Consider the following 22,455-nt stretch of genomic DNA (forward strand, 5'->3'; position numbering starts at 1 on the left):
CAGTAATGCCCCCCTCCCCTCTCCTGCATTTTGGCGAAGCCTCTTCCAGCCCGAATGCGGCCGGACGCATCCGCAGAGTGACGTCCCACCCTCTGAGAGTGGTCCTGCCGAAAGCCCAGCGGACCTCGCAGGGCGACTATCCTGCGGTCGAGATCCTGGTGGTGGAGATTGAGACCGAGGCGGGAATCATCGGAATCGGTGAAGGCTTGGCCCGGCGCGGAGCTCGAGGATATGCGGCTCTCGTAAATGAGGCATTGGCGCCGCGCTTGATCGGCCAGGATGTCCGCGACCGCCGTCGCCTATGGCGTGTCATGAGAGGTGCTCTCACGGGACGTCCGGGCGGGCAGCTGGTGGAAGCCATAGCGGCCATCGACATCGCTCTTTGGGATATTGCAGGCAAGATCGCGGGCGAGCCCATCCATCGCCTGCTCGGTGGGATGGGCCGCACGCACGTCAAGGCCTATGCGTCGTCCATCAACTGGCTCGACGATGCAACCGTTGAGGCCGAAGTCGCGCATGCGCTGGCACTCGGATTTCGCGAGATAAAGGTGAAGCTCGGTCGTCCCATAAAGGACGCCATCGCCCGAGCGGCGCTGGTGCGCCGCCTCGCGCCGGACGCGCTGCTTGGCGTCGATGCGAATTGGGCCTACGACGTGGATGAAGCCATTTCGATCGGCCGAGCCCTTGCCGATCTCGGCTACGATTTCTTCGAGGAGCCCATCGCACCGCATGATCGTGCAGGCTACCGACGACTGTCTCAGCACCTTCCGATGAGGCTGGCGGCCGGCGAGAGCGACTATGTGGCCGCTGAGGCTTTGATTTCGCTCGAAGACCGCTCCCTCGGCATGATCCAACCGGACGTGACCCGCTCAGGTGGGATCACGGAGACTTGGCGGATCGCGGAGCTGGCTGCGGTCCATCACGTGGCTTATGCGCCCCATGTGGGCTGGTCGGGTGCGATCTGCGTCGCCGCGAGCCTTCATCTTGCCGCAGCGGCCGAAACCTTCCGCAGCTTCGAGTGCATGGTCTACGACAACCCGCTTCGGGATACGCTCTGTACACCTCTCGTCGGCAGTGCGCTCCATCTCGAAGAGGGCCAGCTTGCGGTGCCGCAGGCCCCAGGCCTCGGCGTGACCCTCGACCGGGCCGTACTCGACGCCCACCGCATCTCCTAATTTTCTCGATCCTCCACTAGGCCCGGCCCATGTCCTCAGTCACCATTCGCAATGCCCGGAAGTCGTACGGCGCCGCCGCAGTTCTGCACGGGGTCTCGGTGGATATCGCCGACGGCGAGTTTGTGATTTTGGTGGGCCCGTCGGGCTGCGGGAAATCCACGCTTCTGCGGATGATCGCGGGGCTGGAGGACATCACGGGTGGGGACATCCGCATCGGCGAGCGCATCGTCAACACCGTGCCGCCCAAGGATCGCGACATCGCCATGGTGTTCCAGAACTATGCCCTCTACCCGCACATGACGGTCGCCGACAACATGGCCTTCTCGCTCAAGCTCAAGAGGGCTGCCAAATCCGAGATCGACGGCAAGGTCAGGCGGGCCGCCGAGATACTCGGCCTGGTGCCGCTCCTTGAGCGCTATCCGCGCCAGCTCTCGGGCGGGCAGCGTCAGCGGGTGGCTATGGGCCGCGCCATCGTACGCGACCCGCAGGTGTTTTTGTTCGACGAACCGCTGTCCAACCTGGATGCCAAGCTGCGGGTGCAGATGCGCGCTGAGATCAAGGCGCTGCATCAGCGGCTCAAGACCACGACGATCTATGTGACGCACGATCAGATCGAGGCCATGACCATGGCGGACAAGATCGTGGTGATGCATGACGGCATCGTCGAGCAGATCGGTGCCCCGCTCGAGCTCTACGATCGGCCCGCCAATCTCTTCGTCGCAGGCTTTATCGGATCCCCCGCCATGAACATCTTGGAAGGGCGCATCGAGACGGATGGGTTTAAGATCGGCGAAGTATCGATGCCGCTTGCAACAGCCCCGCAGGCATCCTCAGGCAAGACTGCCCTCTATGGTATCCGACCCGAGCATTTTCACGTCACGGGCGACGGGATCCCTCTCACGGTGCGTGTTGTCGAACCGACCGGATCGGAAACTCAGGTCATCGGGAGCCTGGGCGGACGAGATGTAACCTGTGTGTTCCGTGAGCGGATCAACGCTCGCCCTGGGGATGTCATCCCCATTCTGCCAAACCCATCCCTGTCGCACCTGTTCGATAAGGCGACGGGCAAGCGCCTGTTCTGACCTTTCAACATCGAGGACGGACCTAGCGCATCGTGCGGAAAAGTGGACCCGGTTTTTCGCACGATGCTCTAGCGTTGGCTCTGTTGCGGTACCCCAGCCGATGAAATTCAGCGCGGCGAGGAGGTCACACTGCTCCGCCAGTGGCGGCTGCGGATCGCGGGCATACTTCGCCTGCCCTTTCCGCATCATGTGGATCATCTGTAACCATCGCAAACTCCCCCGGTAACTTGCTCCGGCAGGCACTGTCACGGGAACTGAAGCGGAACGGTCAAAGGGGTGATAGGCGGCTTCATTCAAGCGGCGGCGGTGTGCCATTGCTCCGCCGCCTCTGCCCTGAAGAGGCGCAACGTCTGGCGGGAGATCAGATGGCGCTGCAGGTTGAAGGTGTCGTAAACGGCGGCATGGGCGGAGAGAAAGCGCTAGGCTGAGCCAGGCGACTTGAAGCCCTCATCAGCCATTCTCGTGACAATATCTTTTTCACCTCAGCTTCATAACCTGACGATGCCCTCTACCTGCCGGATGCACCGCTTAGGTCGTGTTTAAAACAATCTTAACCATAATTTACCGATTGATAATTCCCTAATATAGTAACGGGCAGAAGGGGGCGAACCCTTCTTTAGGCTATCCTAGGACTGAGACGAACTTTCAGATTGGGGGCTCGGATGGGCGTTCGGTTTCGAAGTTTTCTCGGGAAGGCTGCCTCTGGCAAGTCAGAGGGCGGGAGTATCGTGATGGCCGGTGGGCTTGGCAGAAGTAAGCTGCATCCTCTCGAGGCGTCTATTCGCCGTAGGCAGCGGGTAGGTGACTTGATCACCTATGGGCTTGCTCTTGCGCTTACCTTTCTTTCCCTGGGTCTCTTGCTCTACGGTTTCAAGAAAAACACCGGTCGGCTGGTTCTGCCTGAGGCGTGGTTTGACGTCGAGGAGGGTGAACCGGGCGAGAAGAAGCCTATAATCGTTCTCAAAGGGCCCACGAAGGAACAATCGGACGAGGATAGTGCCAAACCTAAGAAGGCTAAACCGGATCAAGTTGGGCCAACTCCAATAGCGTCTAGCGCATCATCGGAGGAAGAACTGCAAAACCCCGGATATGTGGTGAAAATGGCGGTTTCCGGCTTTGCGGTGATCGAGGGTCCTGACGGCGCCAGGAACGTCATCGTCGGGATGGAAATCCCTGGGGCGGGTCTCGTCAAATCGATTGATCGGGTTGGGGAGGAGTGGGTCGTGGTAACGTCCGAAACGGTGATCGGCTCGCATCGATGATAAGCCGATTCATCGAGACTTTCGGCAGGAAACCCCCTGGCTTCAGCTATGGGGAGGAATGCAGCCCTTCTCGTTTTGAAGGGAGGACATTGATAGAATAAGAGGCTGGTGAGCAATTATCTTTCGTCCTTTAGCGTGAGGCGCCGCAGCAGGATGCGGCTCATGGCAAAGTAAAGCAGCATCTCGCCGGTTTCGACCAAGCGCTCTTGCAGGGAGAGCATGGGATGATCCGAACTGGTGGCTCAACTGCTACAGAAGCATGGGGTGGTAGCCCCGGCCACCTTCTCGCGTCTGCTGTGCCGGCACGGCTTCACGTATAAAAAACTGCTGATAGCCGCGGAGTGCGCACGCGCCGATGTTCGTGACGAGCGTCGCGTCTGGAGAGGCCAACGCCAGCCGCGCATGCGCGAGCAGCCGCACCGTCCGGTGTTTTTGAACAGACTTACGTCAACACCAAGATGAGACCCATCTGTGCGGCCGCTCTCGCAACGGCCAGCGGTTACGCACGAGCGTTCCGTTTGGTCATTGGAAAACCCCACTTTCCTCGCCGGGCTGCGCTGCCATGAGTTGCGCGCGCCGTGGATCATTGACGGCCCGATCAGCCGCTCGGCGTTTGACGCCTGCATCAAGACGCAACTGGCGCCGACCCTGGCAAAAGGCGATATGGTCAGTCTCGACAACCTAGCAGCCCACAAGAGTGAGAGGGCTGCCCAGTGTCTGAAGCAACACGGCGCTTGGTTCCTGTTCCTGCCCGCTTACTCGCCCGATTTGAACCCGATTGAGCAGGCCTTCGCAAAAATCAAAGCGCATCTGCGCAAGGCCGAAGCGCGAACCGTTGACGCGCTCTGGCGCACCCTTGGCGAGATCCGCAACTTGTTCGAGCCTCAGGAATGTTGGAGCTACCTCAAGGCCACTGGATATGCGGCCGATTAAGCGTCCGATACTCTAGACATAGAAGTAATCAGCCAGGCCGCAAAACTAACCTTATCGCTGCCGGAGTTATAATTCTATTTCCTCAACGGTCCCATACACGCGACGCACAGAAAACCGGAGAGCATGAGAAAGCGTGGGGCGATGATGCAGCCCCTGGTGAGTGCCCCCCTTGATAGTGTCTGTCATCGTACCGAGAGAGCAGTCTTCTGGACCCGGCCTGCCACCGACGGCCCCATAGATCCTCATGATTCCCATTATCGCCCATCGGGAGACGCGGCACGGCTGCCGCGCCCCTGCTTCAGCGAGCCATTAGCGGATGGGGGGCGCGAATTGAATACCGCCCTTCGACCAGAGGCTGTTTATTCCCCTGGGCAGGCCGATTTTGCTCTTCGAGCCGAGATTGCGCTCGAAAGATTCACCATAATTTCCAACGTGCCGGACGATGCGCACCACCCAATCCGCCGTGAGGCCGAGGCCTTCACCGTACTTTCCCTCAAGGCCCAGAAGACGGCGCACTTCGGGATTATCCGATTTGAGCATCTCGCCCACATTCGATTGGGTAACGCCGAACTCCTCAGCATTGAGCAACGCAAATACGGTCCAACGCACGATATCGAACCACTGATCGTCGCCCTGACGCACGTAGGGGCCGAGAGGCTCCTTTGAGATGACCTCCGGCAAGAGCATATGGTCGTCCGGATTGGCCATTTTCAAGCGGTAGGAGACAAGCTGCGACATATCCGTCGAAAGTGCGTCGCACCGGCCACCCTCATAGGCCTTCACCGTGTCGTCGATGCCCTGGTAGGTGACGACCTGATACTTCAATCCATTCGTCCGGAAGTAGTCCGCCAGATTGAGTTCGTTCGTGGTTCCCTGCACCGTGCAAATGGAGGCACCGTCGAGTTCCCTGACAGACTTGATGTTGGCGCCCTTCCGCACCTGAAAACCTTGCCCGTCGTAGTAGTTCACGGCCGTGAAGTTCAGGCCTTGGCCTGCATCACGGCTCAGTGTCCAGGTGGTCGTCCGTGGGAGCACGTCGATCTCACCGCTCTGAAGCGCTGTGAGCCGATCCTTACTGGTCAACGGAATGAAACGTATCTTGTCGGCGTCATTGAAGATTGCCGCTGCCAACGCACGGCATATGTCAACGTCGAAGCCGGCCCAGTTGCCCTGACTGTCAGCCTGACTGAAGCCTGCGATGCCCGTGCTTGTGCCGCACAGAATATGGCCTCGATCTTTGGCTTTCTGAAGCGTGTCCTGTGCAAATGCAGCCGAGCCCAACATAATTGTTCCGGCCAATGCAAACAAAGCGGTCTTCATGGTTCGCGCCATCTCATGTCCTCCTGGAAGGCTTATTGCGAATGAGTTTCGGTGGGTCACGTCTTGAGTAGTGGGTTCTTGTGACCCGGCAGAGTCTTCTAGAGTCCCATCTGCTCGTACCTTCGGTGAGCAGTGGGCTTGGGCGTTGGATCCTCACTGATTGCGATGATCTCAGCCGGGCAACTGACCGGCGCCTCCATTCCATCCTGCCAGATCCAGTAGTGGTTCTCCGGCAGCCCGTTTACAGCGACGACCTTATGCCGTCCTGCTGGATCGATGGCGTGAATGGTCACTCGCCCGATCAGACCGCCCTTGAGCGCGCGCATGTCGGTCACAGCCTCGTAAACGGCCTCCTCGACGGTCATGCCCATCTTCATGTAAAGCACGACGGCGCGCGCCGTGCCGGCGCGGATGCTCATCTCGCCGACACCTGTACAGGCGCAGGCCCCATAGCGGGTATCGGCATATGAGCCGGCGCCGATAATCGGGCTATCGCCAAGACGGCCGGGATACTTCCAGCCCCAACCTGACGTACTTGTTCCGGCGGCAATATTGTCGTCCTTGTCCTGGCCGATAAAAATCGTCGTATCGCGTCCGATCTCGGGGTCGATCGCACGCCGGCACAAATCCGTCATCGGTACCTCCGGCCATCGCTCGCGTTCACCTTCGGTGACCTCATTCTCAAACCAGCGTTGCCAGGCTGTCCGCGCGTGCGGCATCAGGAGATCGCCCGCCTCGGCACCGATTTCCGCTGCAAAGCGTCTCGCTCCCTCCCCCGCGAGAAGTTCGTGCGGAAGCTTTTCGAGAACTTGGCGTGCGATACTCACCGGGTGCAGGAAGCCCTTGAGCGCGCCGACGGCGCCCGTCCGGAGGGTTGTGCCATCCATCACAGAGGCATCGAGTTCGACTTCGCCGAGAAGGTTGGGCCAACCACCTCGGCCGACCGTGCGTACATTCTCGTCAGCCTCCACGAGGCGGATCCCTGCCTCGATAGCGTCAAGACTGGTTCCGCCCTGTGCCAGAAGCTTTGCGGTCGTCGCGATGCCCGCGTGGCCTTCGTTGTTTGTCACTATGATCATGAGTGCCGCATTCGCTTTCTTGTGCGGGGGGTCCAGAGGAGTCGCACTGGAGCCGGTTGAACAGGCGTCGAGACAGAGACGGCACCCAGCCTCTCCAGTCTCTTTTCTAATTATGCTTATGTGGATTAAAGACACAAATCATATTCAATTGCGAATAGATTTTGTTTGCGACCGTCCAGCACCTTGCGCACCACAGTCCGGAACGGCCATAGATGCCCGAGGTCACCATGAAACTGAGGATCATTCGCTTGCTATGATGGATTTTCGCCATATTGACGCGTTCCGAGCGGTGATGAAGTCTGAGAACATGATCCAGGCGGCCAAACTGATTGGAGCATCCCAGCCCGGCATCAGCAGGCTCATCGCCGAACTCGAGAGGCTCAGCGCCCTCAAACTCTTCGATCGTACCCGCGGGAAACTCAGTCCAACTCCGGAGGCCGACGCTCTCTTCGAGGAGATCGAGCGCCGCTATGTAGGCCTGCAAGCGATCCGCGATTTTGCGCAAAGTCTTAAGGAAAGCGTTTCGTCTCCTGTCCGTTTTGGGACCGTAATGTCGTTCGGGATCGGCTTCTCGGCTCGGGCGATCACGGCCTTCAAGGCCGAACATCCCCAGGTGCCGATCTCCCACACGATGGGATCGTCCGCCCTCATCGCCGATCAGGTCACTGCGAGGACCTGTGACGTTGGCCTCGTTACCGACAATGCCGATGTATCGTCAGTCTCCAGTTCTGCCTTTGCTTCGATGGACCTGCTATGCGCCGTCCCGATCGATCATGCGCTTGCACGACTGCAGACGATTTCGGCGAGCATGCTGAAGAAGCAAAGCGTCATTGCCTATCCTCGTGAAGACATGATCCGATGGGGTCTGACAAACGTACTCGAGGAAGCCAGCGCTAGCTATTCAGGCGCTTCGGTGGAGACGCCATATTCCGCCAACATCTGTGCCCTCGTCCGGGAGGGAGCCGGAATCGGCTTCGTCCATCCAATCGCGGCATATGATTTCATCGGCAACGGGATTGCGCTCCGGAGGTTCGAGCGATCGCTGCCGGTGCGAACGCTGCTTATCAAGGGCATTGGGTCACCCCTATCAGCCGGGGCCGAGCAACTTTGCGGGATCCTGGCGCGAACGCTCGAATCGACAGAGAGAATTGTTGTCGACGCCCTGATGCGCTGACTTGCAGCCTGACACGGGTATCGTCAGGTTAACGAATTGAGGTCACGCGGCCATATTCCCGTTAACCTGACGATGCCTTGGGGCCACATATTCCTCGTTGGATCTCGCCCGCAACTGCTCTCTAGGCTGTCTCAGCACGGAGCAAATGGACTGGCGGTGACGAGGAGCCCTTTAGATACTCCGTGACTTGATATGAAATCTCAGTGGAATTTTCCGAATACAGCCTGCACCCCTCGAGTGCCCGGCGCAAATTGATTGTCCGTCCTACATACTCAAGCGCCACGCGCGCTGCCGTCGGCTGGTGGGCTTCTGTTCCGGAAACACCGATCATCAAACCGATCAACGTGATCACGCGATTGCGGTAGGACGGATAGAGAATTGTCTGGGAAATCTCATGACCCGCAACCGCCTCATAGTCGATCATGTGAAGCCTGTCCCCCACATGGACGAGAAGCCCTGAATACTTGAAGATGTAAGGAGTGGTCTGCGCCCCTGGGGGCTTTAGCCGTTCGACTGTCTTGTAGAGCGTATAATCCCCTCTCGTGTACACGCACACGAGTGAGCGCAGGATCGACCCGGGCGATGAAAACGAATAGAAGTATTTGTAATAATATCCGAGATACTTCGTGAGTTGCCCCTTCTGACGCTGAGCCTGCCCGAGCAGATTGCGGAACATCGGTGGGATCACGAGAGAATCCTCCTGACCATGAGGCCGAAGCCGCACGATCTCGCGAAACTGCTCATGCGGCATGAGGATTTCGTACTCGTCCACTCCAAAGAAGTCGCAGATGCGCCGAAGATTGTGGCGTGAGGGAAATGCCGTACCCGCGAGATACTTCATGAACTGCTGGCGGTTGATCTGAAGGCGGCGGCAGACTTCGGAGGTGGATGTGTGATAACTGCACAACAGTTTCAGGTTGGCGGTCAGATTTGAGCTTCCCTGGTCGGCTTCCACCATTCTTGACTCCTCGTTAGCGTCAAGTCGCGTCAAATCCGAGTTTGCTCAATCCTTGCACCCGACACAAGCGACAAGCCACACTTTGCGCGGGAACGATGACTCGGTGCGCCCGCATCATGCGGGAGAGAGCCCGCGAGCACGACACCGGACGGAGGACAGCAAGACATGAAGACCATGAGGCTGACGGCAGCCGCTGCCATCGCGGCACTGGGGGTTCTGGGCCCCGCAATGGCACAGGAAACGATCAAGATTGGCGGCATCGCGCCCCTGTCACCGCCGGGCGGCGTCCAGAACGGTGAATCCCTGCGGGACGGGATGGTAATCGCCGTCGACGAAATCAACGCGGCCGGCGGTCTTCTGGGCAAGAAGGTCGAGGTGGTGATCGAGGACACCGCCGGCCTTCCCGAGAAAGGAGTCGCTGCCTTTGAGCGGCTGGCGTCCAAGGAAGGAGTTGTAGCCGTGACGGGCGCGGCGCACAGCGCAGTCTGCACTGCTGTCGGCCCGGTCGCAAAGAAATACGACATGGCCTTCGTGGCCGACGAGTGCTGGTCGGATGCGGTGACCGCGGCCAAGCTCCCGCAGGTCTTCCGGATTACGGTCGCGAATTCATTAGTCTACTCCGTTGCCGCCGATTGGGTGAAGGAGGCCGGCTTCAAGAATGTGGCGATCATTTCCGAGAACTCGGACTGGGGTTTCGGCATCATCGACGTATTCACGAAGAACCTGCAGAACACCGGCGCGAAGGTGACATCGTTCACGGCTGAGCGCACGGTCAGCGACTTCACTCCGCAGCTCCTCCAGCTGAAGCGGGCCAATCCGCAGCCTGACCTCATCGTTGCGGGCTTCACCGGCTCCAACCTCCTTCTCATGCTGCGTCAGGCTTCCGAGCTTGGAATCGCTCCAAGCAAGAAGACCGCCATCTTCGCGGCCGGATCGGATGCCCTCGAGCCGGAATTCTGGAATGTGGTCGGCGACGGCGGTGTCGGCGTGATCGCCAATCCGGCCGGTCTCCCGGGCAAGCCGGACACGCCCCTGTCGCGCTCCTTCAGCAAGGCATTTGAAGCCAAGTTCAAGCGCCCGGCGAACGCCGTGTCGATGGAGGGATACGACGGCATCATGGTGGTGGCCGAGGCGATCAAGAAGGCCGGCAGCGCCGACCGGGTCGCCATTCAGAAGGCCCTGCGCGAGATGAAGTGGGAAGGTACCCGTGGGACGATCCATTTCCCGCAGACCGACGAGCCGGCCTGGAAGTTCCAGCAATGGCCTGAAGTGCCGATCTTCGTGATTCAGTACACAAAGCAGCAGCAGACTCCGGGCGATGCCGCCATCCTCTGGCCGCGCTCCCAGGCGACTGTCGACAAGCTGGTCCTGACACCTTGAGACGCGTGTTGCTCTGAATACGGAAAACCCCGCCATCGAATGGCGGGGTTTTTTGCTTTCGGGCGCAATGGCATGCTTTCCCGGCCCGCAGGTCAGAACAGCCAGTCTGCGATCGTGTCGCGATACTCCGCGTCGAAGGTTGTTTTTGTTCCCTCGATCTTGTTGGCTCCGAGTTCGAGGACGTAGATATAGTCGGCCACGTCCACCCCGGCGATGACGTTCTGGTCCACCATAAGGATTGTCCGCCCCTCCTCGAGGACGAGGCGACGCAGATGGCTGTAGATCAACCCGGCCCGCTTTGGGTCGAGGCCAACGGTCGGCTCGTCCACGAGGATCAGGCTGGGGTCGCTCATCAGGGCAAGCTCGAGCTGCATGAGGCGCTGCTGCCCGCCCGACATCAAGCCCGCTCGCCGTGCGGCAAAGTCCTTGAGATAGGGCGCCCGGTCGTAAATGCGCTCGACCGCCCGCTTGGCCCGCTGCCGATCGCCACGGAAGCTCCAGGTCGCCATCTCGATATTCTCGGCGACGGTCATGTCCTTGAACAGGGCGTGCCGCTGCGCCACATAGGCAATCCCGATCCGCACGAGATCGCGGGTGGGCAAGCTGGTCAGGTCGTGGCCGTCATAGCTGATCTGGCCCCGATGAGGACGCAGCTGCCCGATGATCGTCTTCAGCAACGTCGACTTGCCGACGCCGTTGGCCCCGATGATCGTCGTGAGCTGGCGCGGCCGCGCGATGACCGAAACTCCTCGCAGAATGTCGATGTCGCGCTGATAGCCTGCCGAGACATCGTGCACTTCAAGCTGCATGATGGTCTCCCAGATAGGCCTCGAGAACAGCGGGATCGCTGCGCACGGTCTCCGGATCCCCGTCGGCAATGATGTCGCCATAGCTCAGGGTGACGACCCGCCGGCATAGCCCGAAGATCGATCCCATGTCATGGCTGATCAGAATGATCGTGACCCCGCCTGCATTCCATGTGCGGATCGTGTCGTACATGAAGCGCTTGAGCTCGGGATGAACGCCGCCGAAGGGCTCGTCGAGCAGGACGAGCTTCGGCTTGAGCATCATGATGCGCCCGAATTCGAGGAGCTTTGCCTGTCCGCCGGAGAGGCGTCCTGCCCGCTCATGCGCCAGGCGCGTGAGGTTGAGCGATTCGAGAACTTGCAGCGCCTGTTCTCTGGCGTCGCTTCGGGAGATCTTCCAGTCCGTGAGCGCCGAGACCTGCATGTTCTCGAGAACGCTCAGCCTCTGAAAGACCTTCGTGACCTGGAACGACCGGCCGACCCCAAGTCGCGCGAGTCGGCTTGGCGCCAGACCATCGACCCGTTGCCCGGCAAAATGCACCGAACCGGCGCTCGGCGCATAATAGCCCCCGACGATGTTCAACAGCGTTGTCTTTCCGGAGCCGTTGGGACCGATGAGCCCGACGAGCTCGCCCTCGTCGAAGGTCAGATCGATATCGTTGAGAGCCACAAGGCCGCCGAACTGCTTTCTCAGCCTGCTGATCGTCAGTTGCCCGCTCATGGCTTTTTCCCCTTCCGCGTCACCAGAGCCGCCACGGTGCCGAACAAGCCGTTGGGCGCGAAACGGAGGACCAGGATTGCCGCGAGGCCGAAGACGACGAGCCGCCACTCCCCGACACTGCGCAGCGCCTCGAGGGCAACTTGAAGGACAAGCCCGCCAAGGGCTGCGAAGACAACGTTATGGAATCCACCGATGACAGCCATCGCGAGCACGAAGCCCATTTCCTGCAGGGACATCATGGACGGCGTGATCAGCTGCACGAAGTGAGCGTACAAGCCGCCTGCGAATCCTGCGAAGGCGCTCGAGACAGCGAAAGCCACGATCTTCCACGTTGTCACCTCGACGCCGAGGCTCGCAGCCCCGTCTTCATCCTCCCGGATGGCCTGAAAGAAGAGGCCGACGCGGGAATGCAGCATGAGAAGCATCAGCCCAAGACAGACGATTGTCGCGCCGAGAAAGACGTAATAGTAAACTGTGGCGCTGCCGCCGGGAATGAGGGGAGTAGCCCGGAGGCCGAGGCTTCCTGCCGTCAATCCATGCTCGGCCGTCGCGGCGATGCGGAGGATCTCCCCAAACGCGATCGTGGTAAGCCCGAGATAGGCTCCATGGAGGCGCAATGTGAGCCAGCCGATGAAGAGTCCCGTCACGCCTGCGAGCAGGACGCCGGCAGCGAGCGCCAGCGGCAGAGGCCAACCGAGATGCTGCACGGTCAGGATCGACGCGTAGGCGCCAAGTCCGCTCATGGCCGCCTGTGCGAAGCTGATGCGGCCGACATAGCCGACGAGGAGAGACCAGCTCGCGGCGAGGATCGCGTAGTAGAAGCCGATGGTGAGCGTGTAGATCCAGTACTCCTGCAGGCCCAGGAACGGCAGCAGCGCCGATCCGCCAAGGACGACGAGGCCGACATGCGTTGGTGTCGTGCTTGCGGCTCTCATGCCCGGCGCTCCTTTCGGCCGAAGAGGCCTTGCGGACGCAGGAGAAGAACTGCCGTCAGCACGAATAGTCCATACGCATCCTTGTACGCGAGCGCCCGCGTGGTGTCGGGAATGAGTACTGTCGCGAAGCTTTCGACCTCGCCCAGGATCAGTGCTCCGACGATGGCCCCGGGAATGGACCCGAGCCCTCCCAACACGACCACGATATAGGCTTTGATCGATGGAACGACCCCCATCGGCGGGGTGACGTTGAAGACCGGTCCGATGAGCGCTCCGGCAGCACCGGCAAGCGCAGCTCCGACCCCGAAGGCAAGCATCGAGGTGCGGTTGATGTCCACCCCGAAGGTCTCCGCGGCTGCGCGATCCTGGCTGACGGCCCGAACCGCGCGCCCGATCCAAGTGTAGCGCAGGACCACGATCGTGCCGATGATCAGGACCATCGCGGCAGCCGCAGCTGCCAAGCGGTCGCCGCTCACGATGAGTTCGCCGAGTTCGACACGCCCGCGATAGATCGGCGCTGGGCGTTGCGGCCAGGGACCGAACACGCTGTTGGCAACATTGAGCAGAAGTACCGACAGGCCGAAGGTGATGATGATGGCATATTCATCCGGTCGGTCGACCTTACCCAGGTGGATGGGGCGGATAAGCGCCCGTTCGATGAGCGCGCCGAAAATCAGAAGAGCGGCTGCGGCGGCAACCACTCCCACGACCGGTGGCAATCCCAATACGGTGACGATCAGGTACCCTACATACCCGCCGAGCATATAAAGCTCGCCATGGGCAAAGTTCACAATTCGCAGCACACCGAAGATGATGGCGAGGCCAAGCGCGGTAAGGGCGTAGAAAGTGCTGATGATGAGCCCATTCAGCGCCTGCTCTCCAATTTCGATCAAACCCATCATAAGAGTCCATTGAGCACGGCCAGTTTCGGCAGCGCTCAGACCATGGCGGCAAATGCCCCCGGGGAACAAGAGGCTCCTCTTCATGCTCCTGTCGCTGGATCTTTGCTCTCTCGCGTCAGTTCGCGACAAGCCTTGAGAGGACTTCTCGTTTTACATTCATCAAGCTCAGCGACGCCGCTGAACGCAAACGGACCAGCAACATCATGACCGAAACGCTCGCTGCCCTCGGGCAACGCCTGGAAAACCGCAGCCTCTCGTCCGAGGATCTGGTGAGGCAATATCTCGCCCGCATCGATCGCGAGAACGACAAGCTTCATGCGTTCTCGAATGTCTTTGACGAAGAAGCTCTTGAGGATGCGTTCCGCCTCGACGACGAGCGCCGGCGAGGAATCGTGCGCGGCCCGCTTCACGGCCTCCCGATCGCAGTCAAGGAACTAGCGGACATCAAGGGCCGCGTGACCGGGTTCGGCTCCCGCGCATACGGCAGCGAGCCCGCCCGCGAGACGGCACGTTTCGTCGAGCGCCTGAAGGAGGCGGGCCTCATCATCATCGGGACGACCCATATGGTGGAGTTCGCCTTTGGCAGCTGGGGCACCAATCATGCCGTGGGAACTCCCTGGAACCCGATCGACCGCGTGACGCACCGGGTGCCCGGCGGATCGAGCAGCGGATCCGCGGTGGCCGTTGCGGCTGGCCTTGTCCCCGCCTCAATCGGATCGGACACAGGCGGCTCTATCAGGATTCCTGCGTCCTTGTGCGGAATTGTTGGCTTCAAGCCGACGGTCGGCCAGGTGTCGACAGAGGGCGTTGCACCGCTCAGCCCGACCTTCGATACAATCGGCCCTCTCGTGAACAGCGTTCATGATGCGCGTCTCGTCTTCGCGGCGCTGACCGGAGCCGACGTCCCGCCGACAACGGGCGATGCGGCGCGCCTGCGCATCGGCATTGTCGAGCGTGCCCAACTCGAGCCCCTCGTTTCACACGTGGCCGAGTTGTTCGATGACACGGTCGCGCGGCTGCGCAAGACCGTCGCATATTGCGGGTCCGTTCGCCTGCCTGTGGACCCGGCTGAGTATCAACGCCGCAACGGTGAGATCATGGCCTTCGAAGCCTATCAGCGCCTGCGTCGCATCGTCGACGACGAGTCGTCACCCATCGACCCTTTCGTGCGTCAGCGGGCACGGGCCGGCCGCGAGATCGGCGAAACCCGCTATCGGGAGGCGCTGGCGGAAAGGCAGCAGGCAATCCGGGACTTCAGCCCGATCTTCGCCCGATACGATATCGTCCTCCTGCCCGCCACACCGCTTCCGGCCGTTCCATTGACGGAAGTGGACGAGAGCGTTTTCCCCATGTCGCGCTTCACGCGCATCGGCAATTACCTGGATCTTTGCGGCCTCACCGTTCCCATGCGGCCTCGGGATGGCGGACTTCCCGTCGGTCTTCAGGCTTTGGCTGGCACAGGACGCGACGCGGATCTTCTGGCCTTCGGTGAACACCTGGAGACGGTCGTGGCAAGCGGCTGACGAAGCATCTGCATTGTCCCTCCAACGGCCGTCGATGTCGAGGCAGTCTCCGATGCAAGTCCAAGCTTGAAGGCCGTCTTAGAGCCAAACTCTGAAGGCCCCTGCCCTTCTGGGGGCCAGTCTTCCCTGCTTAAGCAGGCTGTCGACCTAGTTCCGCGTCGTACCAGGAACGGACCTTAGAGCGTCGGACCCAAGTATGTTTCGGTCGCCAATAGCTGACGGAAGCTGCAACCTATATCGAGCAGGTGCTGACCCTCGAACTCTCATCCCGGGACGTGGTGGCGCTCGGCAAATTGGCGGCCCACGAGGTGGTAGGTATCCGCACGGCGATCGACGTTACTGGGGTCGCGACTTTTGGAGCTCCGAATCCTTTTCAACTATCATGCGGCTGCCTCGCAATCCCTCTGCCATTCGTCCCAAGCCGACATCGACATCACTGTTCTCATGTAATTGCGGGCCTTCCGCGGTACGGTGATCCCATAACTGTAGAACCGACTGACAATGGGCGCGAACATTGCGTCGGCGGCTGAAAAGGCGCCATATAAAAAGGAGCCACCCACGCCGAAGCGAGTCCTCGTTTCCTCCCAGATCTCGATGACCCGGTCGATATCGGCCCGAACCTCGCTGCCGAGTTCGACAGGTTCAGGAGCCCGCAGCATGTTCATGGGGCAATGCTCCCGCAGGGCGGAAAATCCGGCGTGCATCTCGTTGGCGATGGAGCGTGCATGAGCCCGTGCACCGCGGTCCTGAGGCCAGATCGGACGGCATGGGAACTTCTCTGCCACGTACTCGATAATCGACAGGCTCTCCCAGATCTTGATATCTCCATCAATCAGAACCGGGACCTTACCTGTCGGCGAGGCGGCCCTCAGACGCTCTTTGCGTTGCGGCAATGATAGATCGAGGAACACTTCTTCGAACGGGATCTCGAAGGATTTCAGCACGAGCCAAGCGCGGAAGGGCCAGGGCGAAACGGCCTTGTTACTTACGATGAGCCTCATAGGTTCTTTCAGTCCGGTTGGCCGGCATTCGACAGCAGGCAGGCGCAACTTGGCGAGCAGCGGCCGAACATAACGGAGTGCTGTTTTGATAGGGGGAACAGTCCGCACCGATTCTATCGGTGCGGACTGTCGGACGGAGATGTCAGCTCGCGAGCGGCGTACCGACGCCCAGCAGCGCTTCGCCCTGGTTTACGGCCAGGCTGGTGAGCCGGTACAGAATGAAGCCCTCCTTCTCGGAGCGCACGGTCGCGAGCACCTTGCCGAAGACATCCTTGATCTCGCCGAGCACGTCACCCACGGCCACGAAATCGGAGATCTCCTTTGCTGGGTACCAAAGCCCGTCGGAAGGCGCCGATGGCACCCACATCGTGACGTATTGCGGAACCTTCTGAGGAGCCGGCTTCACAGGCCCCGAGATCATGCCAAGAGAGTGCATGACGCGCTCGACACCCGTCATCATCTCACTGACGGTCTCCTCGCCCCAGAGCCCGTTGCCGCTCACCTCCGGCAGGATGCTCGGCACCCCCACCTTGTTGGCGGCATTGACGGTGTAGCCCTCGCCGCCCGCTGCGATCACGACTGGGATGCCGAAGGCGGTGGCAAGCGCCTTCGATTTTTCGCAGTCTTTGGGGAAGATCGTGAAAGGCGCAAGCGACTCATCGAGATCCCCTCCATGGAGATCGAGATAGGCATCGGCTTGCGGATAAACTTCCGTCACAAGCCAGTTGGCCAGGCGCTCGCTCGTTGAGCCGTCGGGCTTGCCCGGGAACATGCGGTTCAGGTTCTTTCCGTCTTCCGGCATGATGTAGATGCTGCGCTTGCGGAAACCCTGCCTGTTGAGGATGGGAAGGACCACGAGGGTCCCTTTGATCTCTTCGGGCTTTTTCTTGAGAAGACGGACGGCGGTCTCGATCGAGCAGTACTCGGAGCCATGGACGCCTGCCGTGACGAGCAGGCATGGGCCAGGCTCCGAGCCCTCGATGATGCCGAAAGGAATCTCGATACCATCGATCGGCTGGATATAGCCCTGCTCAAGGCGGGATTTTCCGGTGCGGAAGGGCGGGAGCGTATTCATGGTCATGGTCCGATCAGGAGAATGCAGGTTGCGGGGCTTCGACTGCACGCAGGAAGCTGCGCAGATACCCACCGAGATGAGGACTCAGGTAACCGCCTTCCTGCACCAGCAAGGTCGGTAGGTTGAGCGCGGCAAACTTGCGGCCGGCCTGAGCGAAGCCGTCATTGGTGATCTTGAAGGTCGCAACGGGATCGTGCTCGGATGCATCAAAGCCCAGCGAGACGACAACCGCTCCCGGTGCGAACTCGCTTACCCTTGCCAGCGCCGCATCGACCGCATCGAGCCAGATTGGGTCCGGCGTCGCCCACGGCAGCGGCTGGTTGAAGTTGAGCCCCCGTCCGGCTCCCTCACCGATTTCATCGGCATAGCCTGCGTAATATGGCGCAGAAAGGCGCGGATCGATATGGATCGAGCAGAAGAGAACGTCTGCACGCTCATAGAAGATGAACTGCGTACCGTTCCCGTGATGGACGTCAATATCGACGAGCGCGACCTTCCCGTACTTCTTCGTGAGACGGTGAGCCGCGATCGCGGCATTGTTCAGGAAACACACACCCGTCATCAGATCGGGATAGGCGTGGTGACCCGGGGGACGGCAGAGGGCATAGACTGGGCCGTGCGCCTCGGAGAGGCGGTCAGCCCCATGGATTGCGGTCTGGGCGCTGGCATAGACGGCAGGCCACGTGCCTTCGGTTATCGGGCAGGAAGTCGAGTTTGAGTACCAGCCCAGTTCACCGAGGAGTTCCGTGGGCTTCCGATACATCCGGTGCGTTGGGTGCACGTTCGGGATGACTTCCGGTCCAAAGTCCGGATTGGCCGCCCAGCGTTTGTGGACGGTCTTCAGGAACTCCACATAGTCCCTATCGTGAATCTCGAAGATGGGATCAAGATTCCCGAGTGGGGCCTGAACGATCTGATGACCGTCTTCCTTCACGATATCCAGAAAGATCCGGCATCGCTCTGCCCGGTCCGGCTGGTCGATGAACTTGCCGGTTCGAAAGACGAATTCTGGATCATGGAGGGCTTGGTCCGGATGGTGAACGACAAGCATAAATAACCGTCCTTGTTCTTGCTTGATTGTGTTGGATTCTGCCGGCGAATTGGCCGCTCAGTCGAGCGGCCGCCCCCGCGTCTCGGGTGTCAGGAAGAAATGGGTCGCGAGCGTGATCGCGCAGATCACCCCCACATAGAGCGCGATGTAGAAGGGGCCTCCAAGCCCATGGAGCCACGTCGCAAGCAAGGGCGCCGTGCCTCCGAAGATGGCGGCGCAGACGGCATAGGGAATGCCGATCCCGGACGTACGGATCTTCGTTGGAAAGAGTTCGGAAAAGACCGTTCCGATAACGGAGTTGTTGAGCGCGATGAACAGTGCCCCGACCACGGCGACGAACACGAACGTTCCGAAACTAACGCTTCCGACGAGCATCGAAAGGAGGGGGTACGTAAAGAGCAGGAAGCATGCCGCCGAGCCGATCAGGAACGGCTTGCGACCGATGCGATCCGACAGATAGGCGAATGTGGGGACGCCGATGCAATAGGCAGCGGTTGCAGCGATGTTGCCGGCGAATCCGGCCGACCGGTCGAGGCCGCCGACGAGGTTCGCGTAAGTCGGCAGGAAGATCAGCCAGAGATAATACTGCACACCGTTCATCTGCACGACGAAGACGATGAAGGCCTCTTTCGGGTACTTGGCGAGCGAGGCGATGATGCCGCCGAGGCTGAGTTTCTGCGCGTGCTTGCCTTTCTCGAAGGCTGGCGTCTCATTGAGGCCGCGACGCATGTACAGGCCGTAGAGGGACATGAGCGCTCCGATCAGGAAGGGAACGCGCCACCCCCATGAAGCCAAGGCATCCGCCGGGATGAAACGGGTTGTCAGGCCCGCAACCGCTGTTGCGATCAGCACCGAGAGGCCGATCGACACCATTTGCGGCGATGCGTTGAACGCACGGTTGCGGTCCGAGGCATGCTCATTCAGGAAGGTGACGGCGATCTGGAACTCGCCGCCGGCCGAGAAGCCCTGAAGCAGTCGCGCCAGAACCATGATAACAGGCGCCAGGATGCCGATCTGCGCGTATGTCGGGCAAAGAGCGATGATCAGGCTACCGAGACCCGCCATGATGATCGTCGCGGAGAGCATCGTGCGCCGACCATACTTGTCGGCCATGGGGGAGAGTACCAAGGCGCCGATCGGCCGGGCGGCAAAGCCGATGGCGAAAACCGAAAAGCTGGCAATCAGCGAGACGAGCGCGTCGTTGGCCGGGAACATCTGGCTTGCGAAGATGCCTGCCAGAAGACCATAGATTGACCACTCGTACCATTCGATGAAATGGCCGATCGAGCCGCCGAATATCGTTTTCAGCCGGCTTGGTGTCGCGCTGCCCCCCAAGGTCGTAGGGCCTCGATAGGCTTGCACACTTTCACTCATTCTATCCTCCCATTTCTCTGCGGCCTTTGCGGCCATTTCGTTCGACTTTTGGTGCCGTGCCCCGTTCTTCCGCCCTCGGCCGCCGTCAGCGGACGAAGTCGTGCTGTGCGAGGGCTTCGAGCCGCTGGCCGACGAGATCGGCCAGGATCTTGAGATTGCGATCGAAATACGCATCGTCCTTGTCCAGGAAGCGCTCGAGGCTCAGGCCGCGGACCGCGATCAGCATGAATTCGAAGAGTGCGATCACCTCGGGGCGAGTGCCCTCCCCGGACGTGTGGCGTTCCAGCCAGGGATGCAGAACCGTGCGCATGGTTTCCAAACGATGCGCGACGACGCGCGGATGCATGGCGGGATCGGATCGGGTGCCGATGATGACTTCCCAGATCGCCCAGTATTCAGGGTCACCGTAGACCTCCCAAAGGTGGCGTACGACGTCCGAGAGATTCAGCGTGCCGCCCGAGGAGATGTGCTCTTCCTGCTCAAGGCGGGCACGAACACGCTCGGAGGCGTGATCGAGCACGCCGAACATGAGTTCGTCCTTCGTCGCAAAATGATGGTGAAGAGCGCCGGTCGTAACCCCTGCCCGCTTGGCGATGTGTGCCGTCGTGGTGCCTGCAAAGCCCACGGTCTGGAGGAGCTCGATGGTCGAGCGGATCAGGACCGCCCGTGTTTCTGCGCTACGGTCAACCTGGCTGCGCCTGCGAATTGGGACTGCCGTCATTCATGCCAACTTACATACATATCAGTCAGTATGTAAAATCCAGACCCCCTGTCAATAGCTAGGCTCGCGCTATCCTCAAGCAGATCGTGCTGAAAAAAGACTCCGGTCTTCCGCATCGAAGGATGCGCAAGGGTGCCACATTCACATGCGGACCGCGATATCATCTCTATCGGAGTGTCACGCGTTGCGGAGACCCGAAATGGCAATTCGCCCATCCCAGAACCTATCGGCCGGCCTCGAGCAGGAAACCTGCTGGAGCGTGCTCGATTGCAAGTTCCGCGAGCAAATGGCACATACGTTGGGGACCCTGAGCGACCAAGTCGAGCAGGCTCTTGCGGCATTACGGGCCTTCATAATCCAACGGGAGCTGTGTGGGCTGCGGAACTGGGATGCTGTGGTGAAGGATTACAGCATTCCACCTGAGGTGCTGAACCGGGTCGGGCAAGTCAGGCGCAAGCCTGCCATAGTCAAGCGGCAGCGCTAAACAGAGGCGCAATAAAGCTACTCTGAGCCCTCATGCCGCTTGCTGGTGCACTTACAACCTGTCCCTTGCGGATCATCGCCACGACCTCGTAGCCCGCTATCGTCCGTAAGGCCGTCGCAAAGCTCTTGAAGCCCAGCCCGGGCCGGACCAACCGCTCGATGCGCCGGTGATCCTGCTCGACGATGTTAGTCAAGACCTTCACGGGCCGGAGTTTGGCGAAACGCCAGAGTTCTCCATCCCGTTTCATGACTTTTGCCGCGATTGGGTAAGCGGCATTCTTGACGATCGTGATGGTCCGCGGATTGACGGTGTGCGGCTGCTTCAGCGCCCCGCAGCAGGCCACCACGCTTTTCGAGCAGGCGAACAACTGGCAACCGTGCAGAAGGCCGCGGTCATCGCGGCTTTGCCGCTGGCCGTGGTGATGCTCCTGACCTGCTACGGGATCTGGAAGGCGTTGAGCGACGAGGTCTTCCTGCGGGCCAGCGGACAGTTGCCGTCGGCGCCTCCCATCCAAGCGGAGGGAGCGGCCTTCTGGCGCCGCCGGCTGGGTGCCATCGTCAGTCATCCGTCCAAGCGACAGGTTCTGAGCTACATCGGCACGACCGTCTCAAGCGCCTTGAAGACGGTCGTGGCCGAACTCGGGAAGCGCAACTTGGAGGCCGAGGTCGAGCGCGTGGGGGACGGTCTGCAACTGACCGTCCGTCACGGCGATGGCGCGCCTGATTTCGTGTATGCGGTGCGGGCGGTAGGTTATCCGGTTCCGGCTTTCGCGTTGACCGATGCGGCGCGGCGCGAGGGGGAGCGGAATCTCTACTTTCGGGCGGAGGTGTTCCTGATCCAGGGTGGGCGCGGATACGACATCTACGGGTATGAGACCACCCAGGTGATCGCCGACGTGATCAACCATTACGATCAGTTCAGGCACTACCTTCATGCGAAAGGCACGGGCTGACGGCCGGAAAGCTCGCTTCCTGTTTGGGCTTGCCTATTCCCTAGATTGCACGAGGGAAATCCCCCATCGGTCAAGATTGGCTTCACCACTTACGCGAAGCTGTCCATCACGAAAGGCAAGCCTGCGAAATAGCACCATGCAACGATGAAAACCAAGGGAGCCTGCTTTGTGAACAGTGCCCCTTCCCTGGAAGGCTCGTTGATCCATCGGTCCGGCTCGCCGGTTGTCTCGCGCGGGGCAGGAAGGTAGTCGAATGCATTGAGATCGTCCGCATGGGCGAGCAGCTTGCGCTCCTTCCGGTGCCACATGGCGATGGCCGCATACCCCGCAGCGGATCACGGGTCAGGCCTGGAAGGACAGGATAGGGCCGAGAACCGCCAGGACGGGCGGGAACACCAAGGTGAAAGGACCCTGCCATGAGCCGACAAGCCCGCTCATAGCCGATGAGCAGGAACGACTGCGAGGTGAGCAAGGAGTTGAGGCGGCTCGACAGGAGATCGCTCTGGTATTTGATTTCACTGCGATAGAATTTCAGCAGTTCAGGTTT

At 60.4% G+C, this 22,455-nt stretch carries 22 protein-coding genes and 3 pseudogenes; 9 read left to right on the plus strand and 16 right to left on the minus strand.

Translation table 11 applies throughout. From position 1 onward, the window contains the following. Positions 1-5: 5 nt before the first annotated feature. Complete coding sequence (locus AB4Y97_RS12040) at positions 6-1,175, plus strand: mandelate racemase/muconate lactonizing enzyme family protein (protein WP_441999280.1); 1,170 nt, start codon at positions 6-8, stop codon at positions 1,173-1,175. 29 nt (positions 1,176-1,204) lie between these two features. Beyond that, positions 1,205-2,257 carry an ABC transporter ATP-binding protein gene (locus AB4Y97_RS12045; protein ID WP_441999281.1) on the plus strand — a complete coding sequence of 351 codons (1,053 nt, stop codon included), beginning with the start codon at positions 1,205-1,207 and terminating at the stop codon, positions 2,255-2,257. Between the two features lie 114 nt (positions 2,258-2,371). Here the strand turns inward: AB4Y97_RS12045 and AB4Y97_RS12050 are convergent. Both AB4Y97_RS12050 and AB4Y97_RS12055 read right to left on the minus strand, forming a co-directional pair. After that, a pseudogene (locus AB4Y97_RS12050) lies at positions 2,372-2,485 on the minus strand (IS6 family transposase); the annotation flags it as partial. Positions 2,486-2,550: 65 nt separating this feature from the next. After that, positions 2,551-2,703: pseudogene (locus AB4Y97_RS12055) on the minus strand (IS6 family transposase); the annotation flags it as partial. 360 nt (positions 2,704-3,063) lie between these two features. Between AB4Y97_RS12055 and AB4Y97_RS12060 the strand changes: the two are divergent. Continuing rightward, positions 3,064-3,519, plus strand: a complete 456-nt coding sequence (locus tag AB4Y97_RS12060) for a hypothetical protein (RefSeq protein ID WP_441999282.1) — start codon at positions 3,064-3,066, stop codon at positions 3,517-3,519. 525 nt (positions 3,520-4,044) lie between these two features. Then, positions 4,045-4,452: a transposase gene (locus AB4Y97_RS12065; protein WP_441999284.1), complete on the plus strand. Its 408-nt coding sequence runs from the start codon at positions 4,045-4,047 to the stop codon at positions 4,450-4,452. 309 nt (positions 4,453-4,761) lie between these two features. Here the strand turns inward: AB4Y97_RS12065 and AB4Y97_RS12070 are convergent, their stop codons facing one another. After that, positions 4,762-5,772: an amino acid ABC transporter substrate-binding protein gene (locus AB4Y97_RS12070; RefSeq protein ID WP_441999285.1), complete on the minus strand. Its 1,011-nt coding sequence runs from the start codon at positions 5,770-5,772 to the stop codon at positions 4,762-4,764. A 98-nt stretch (positions 5,773-5,870) separates the two neighbouring features. Then, positions 5,871-6,851: a N(4)-(beta-N-acetylglucosaminyl)-L-asparaginase gene (locus AB4Y97_RS12075; RefSeq protein ID WP_441999286.1), complete on the minus strand. Its 981-nt coding sequence runs from the start codon at positions 6,849-6,851 to the stop codon at positions 5,871-5,873. A 118-nt stretch (positions 6,852-6,969) separates the two neighbouring features. Here AB4Y97_RS12075 and AB4Y97_RS12080 point away from each other — a divergent pair, with 118 nt between their 5' ends. Continuing rightward, positions 6,970-8,025 carry a LysR substrate-binding domain-containing protein gene (locus AB4Y97_RS12080; RefSeq protein WP_441999287.1) on the plus strand — a complete coding sequence of 352 codons (1,056 nt, stop codon included), beginning with the start codon at positions 6,970-6,972 and terminating at the stop codon, positions 8,023-8,025. Positions 8,026-8,146: 121 nt separating this feature from the next. Here AB4Y97_RS12080 and AB4Y97_RS12085 read toward each other — a convergent pair whose 3' ends face one another. Then, complete coding sequence (locus AB4Y97_RS12085) at positions 8,147-8,983, minus strand: helix-turn-helix domain-containing protein (RefSeq protein ID WP_441999288.1); 837 nt, start codon at positions 8,981-8,983, stop codon at positions 8,147-8,149. A 165-nt stretch (positions 8,984-9,148) separates the two neighbouring features. Between AB4Y97_RS12085 and AB4Y97_RS12090 the strand changes: the two genes are divergently transcribed. Continuing rightward, positions 9,149-10,363 (plus strand): ABC transporter substrate-binding protein, encoded by a 1,215-nt coding sequence (locus AB4Y97_RS12090; RefSeq protein ID WP_441999289.1) that lies wholly within the window; start codon positions 9,149-9,151, stop codon positions 10,361-10,363. A 92-nt stretch (positions 10,364-10,455) separates the two neighbouring features. On the opposite strand, the gene AB4Y97_RS12095 is transcribed toward AB4Y97_RS12090, so the two are convergent. The 4 genes from AB4Y97_RS12095 to AB4Y97_RS12110 are packed head-to-tail and all read right to left on the minus strand — an operon-like array spanning position 10,456 to position 13,727. After that, positions 10,456-11,172 (minus strand): ABC transporter ATP-binding protein, encoded by a 717-nt coding sequence (locus AB4Y97_RS12095; RefSeq protein ID WP_441999290.1) that lies wholly within the window; start codon positions 11,170-11,172, stop codon positions 10,456-10,458. Further along, positions 11,162-11,890 carry an ABC transporter ATP-binding protein gene (locus tag AB4Y97_RS12100; protein WP_441999291.1) on the minus strand — a complete coding sequence of 243 codons (729 nt, stop codon included), beginning with the start codon at positions 11,888-11,890 and terminating at the stop codon, positions 11,162-11,164. Before AB4Y97_RS12100 ends, AB4Y97_RS12095 begins: the two co-directional genes overlap by 11 nt. Then, a complete protein-coding gene (locus AB4Y97_RS12105) occupies positions 11,887-12,825 on the minus strand; it encodes a branched-chain amino acid ABC transporter permease (RefSeq protein ID WP_441999292.1) in 939 nt (312 codons plus the stop codon). The genes AB4Y97_RS12100 and AB4Y97_RS12105 overlap by 4 nt, the downstream gene beginning before the upstream one ends. Beyond that, positions 12,822-13,727: a branched-chain amino acid ABC transporter permease gene (locus AB4Y97_RS12110; RefSeq protein ID WP_441999293.1), complete on the minus strand. Its 906-nt coding sequence runs from the start codon at positions 13,725-13,727 to the stop codon at positions 12,822-12,824. Before AB4Y97_RS12110 ends, AB4Y97_RS12105 begins: the two co-directional genes overlap by 4 nt. Before the next feature lie 203 nt (positions 13,728-13,930). Between AB4Y97_RS12110 and AB4Y97_RS12115 the strand changes: the two genes are divergently transcribed. Continuing rightward, positions 13,931-15,250 (plus strand): amidase, encoded by a 1,320-nt coding sequence (locus tag AB4Y97_RS12115; protein ID WP_441999294.1) that lies wholly within the window; start codon positions 13,931-13,933, stop codon positions 15,248-15,250. A gap of 380 nt (positions 15,251-15,630) precedes the next feature. Here AB4Y97_RS12115 and AB4Y97_RS12120 read toward each other — a convergent pair whose 3' ends face one another. The 5 genes from AB4Y97_RS12120 to AB4Y97_RS12140 all read right to left on the minus strand — a co-directional run bounded on the left by AB4Y97_RS12120 (position 15,631) and on the right by AB4Y97_RS12140 (position 20,472). Beyond that, positions 15,631-16,251 (minus strand): glutathione S-transferase family protein, encoded by a 621-nt coding sequence (locus AB4Y97_RS12120; RefSeq protein WP_441999295.1) that lies wholly within the window; start codon positions 16,249-16,251, stop codon positions 15,631-15,633. Between the two features lie 142 nt (positions 16,252-16,393). Continuing rightward, complete coding sequence (locus AB4Y97_RS12125; protein WP_441999296.1) at positions 16,394-17,332, minus strand: succinylglutamate desuccinylase/aspartoacylase family protein; 939 nt, start codon at positions 17,330-17,332, stop codon at positions 16,394-16,396. 7 nt (positions 17,333-17,339) lie between these two features. After that, positions 17,340-18,377 (minus strand): histone deacetylase family protein, encoded by a 1,038-nt coding sequence (locus AB4Y97_RS12130; RefSeq protein ID WP_441999297.1) that lies wholly within the window; start codon positions 18,375-18,377, stop codon positions 17,340-17,342. A 57-nt stretch (positions 18,378-18,434) separates the two neighbouring features. Continuing rightward, positions 18,435-19,751, minus strand: a complete 1,317-nt coding sequence (locus AB4Y97_RS12135) for an MFS transporter (protein WP_441999298.1) — start codon at positions 19,749-19,751, stop codon at positions 18,435-18,437. A gap of 85 nt (positions 19,752-19,836) precedes the next feature. Then, on the minus strand, positions 19,837-20,472 hold the full coding sequence (locus AB4Y97_RS12140; protein WP_441999299.1) for a TetR/AcrR family transcriptional regulator: 636 nt from the start codon (positions 20,470-20,472) through the stop codon (positions 19,837-19,839). A gap of 199 nt (positions 20,473-20,671) precedes the next feature. Between AB4Y97_RS12140 and AB4Y97_RS12145 the strand changes: the two genes are divergently transcribed. Beyond that, positions 20,672-20,956: a DUF6665 family protein gene (locus tag AB4Y97_RS12145; RefSeq protein WP_441999300.1), complete on the plus strand. Its 285-nt coding sequence runs from the start codon at positions 20,672-20,674 to the stop codon at positions 20,954-20,956. On the opposite strand, the pseudogene AB4Y97_RS12150 reads toward AB4Y97_RS12145, so the two are convergent. Then, positions 20,940-21,284: pseudogene (locus AB4Y97_RS12150) on the minus strand (DDE-type integrase/transposase/recombinase); the annotation flags it as partial. The gene AB4Y97_RS12145 and the pseudogene AB4Y97_RS12150 overlap by 17 nt on opposite strands. A gap of 48 nt (positions 21,285-21,332) precedes the next feature. On the opposite strand from AB4Y97_RS12150, the gene AB4Y97_RS12155 reads away from it, so the two are divergent. Then, a complete protein-coding gene (locus tag AB4Y97_RS12155) occupies positions 21,333-21,908 on the plus strand; it encodes a hypothetical protein (RefSeq protein ID WP_441999301.1) in 576 nt (191 codons plus the stop codon). A gap of 89 nt (positions 21,909-21,997) precedes the next feature. Here AB4Y97_RS12155 and AB4Y97_RS12160 read toward each other — a convergent pair whose 3' ends face one another. Next, the gene (locus tag AB4Y97_RS12160; RefSeq protein ID WP_441999302.1) at positions 21,998-22,216 is read right to left on the minus strand and encodes a hypothetical protein; all 219 of its coding nucleotides are present in this window, start codon (positions 22,214-22,216) and stop codon (positions 21,998-22,000) included. Positions 22,217-22,455: the final 239 nt, after the last annotated feature.

This window comes from Microvirga sp. 2TAF3, from assembly GCF_052114965.1.
Classification (GTDB): Bacteria; Pseudomonadota; Alphaproteobacteria; order Rhizobiales; family Beijerinckiaceae; genus Microvirga.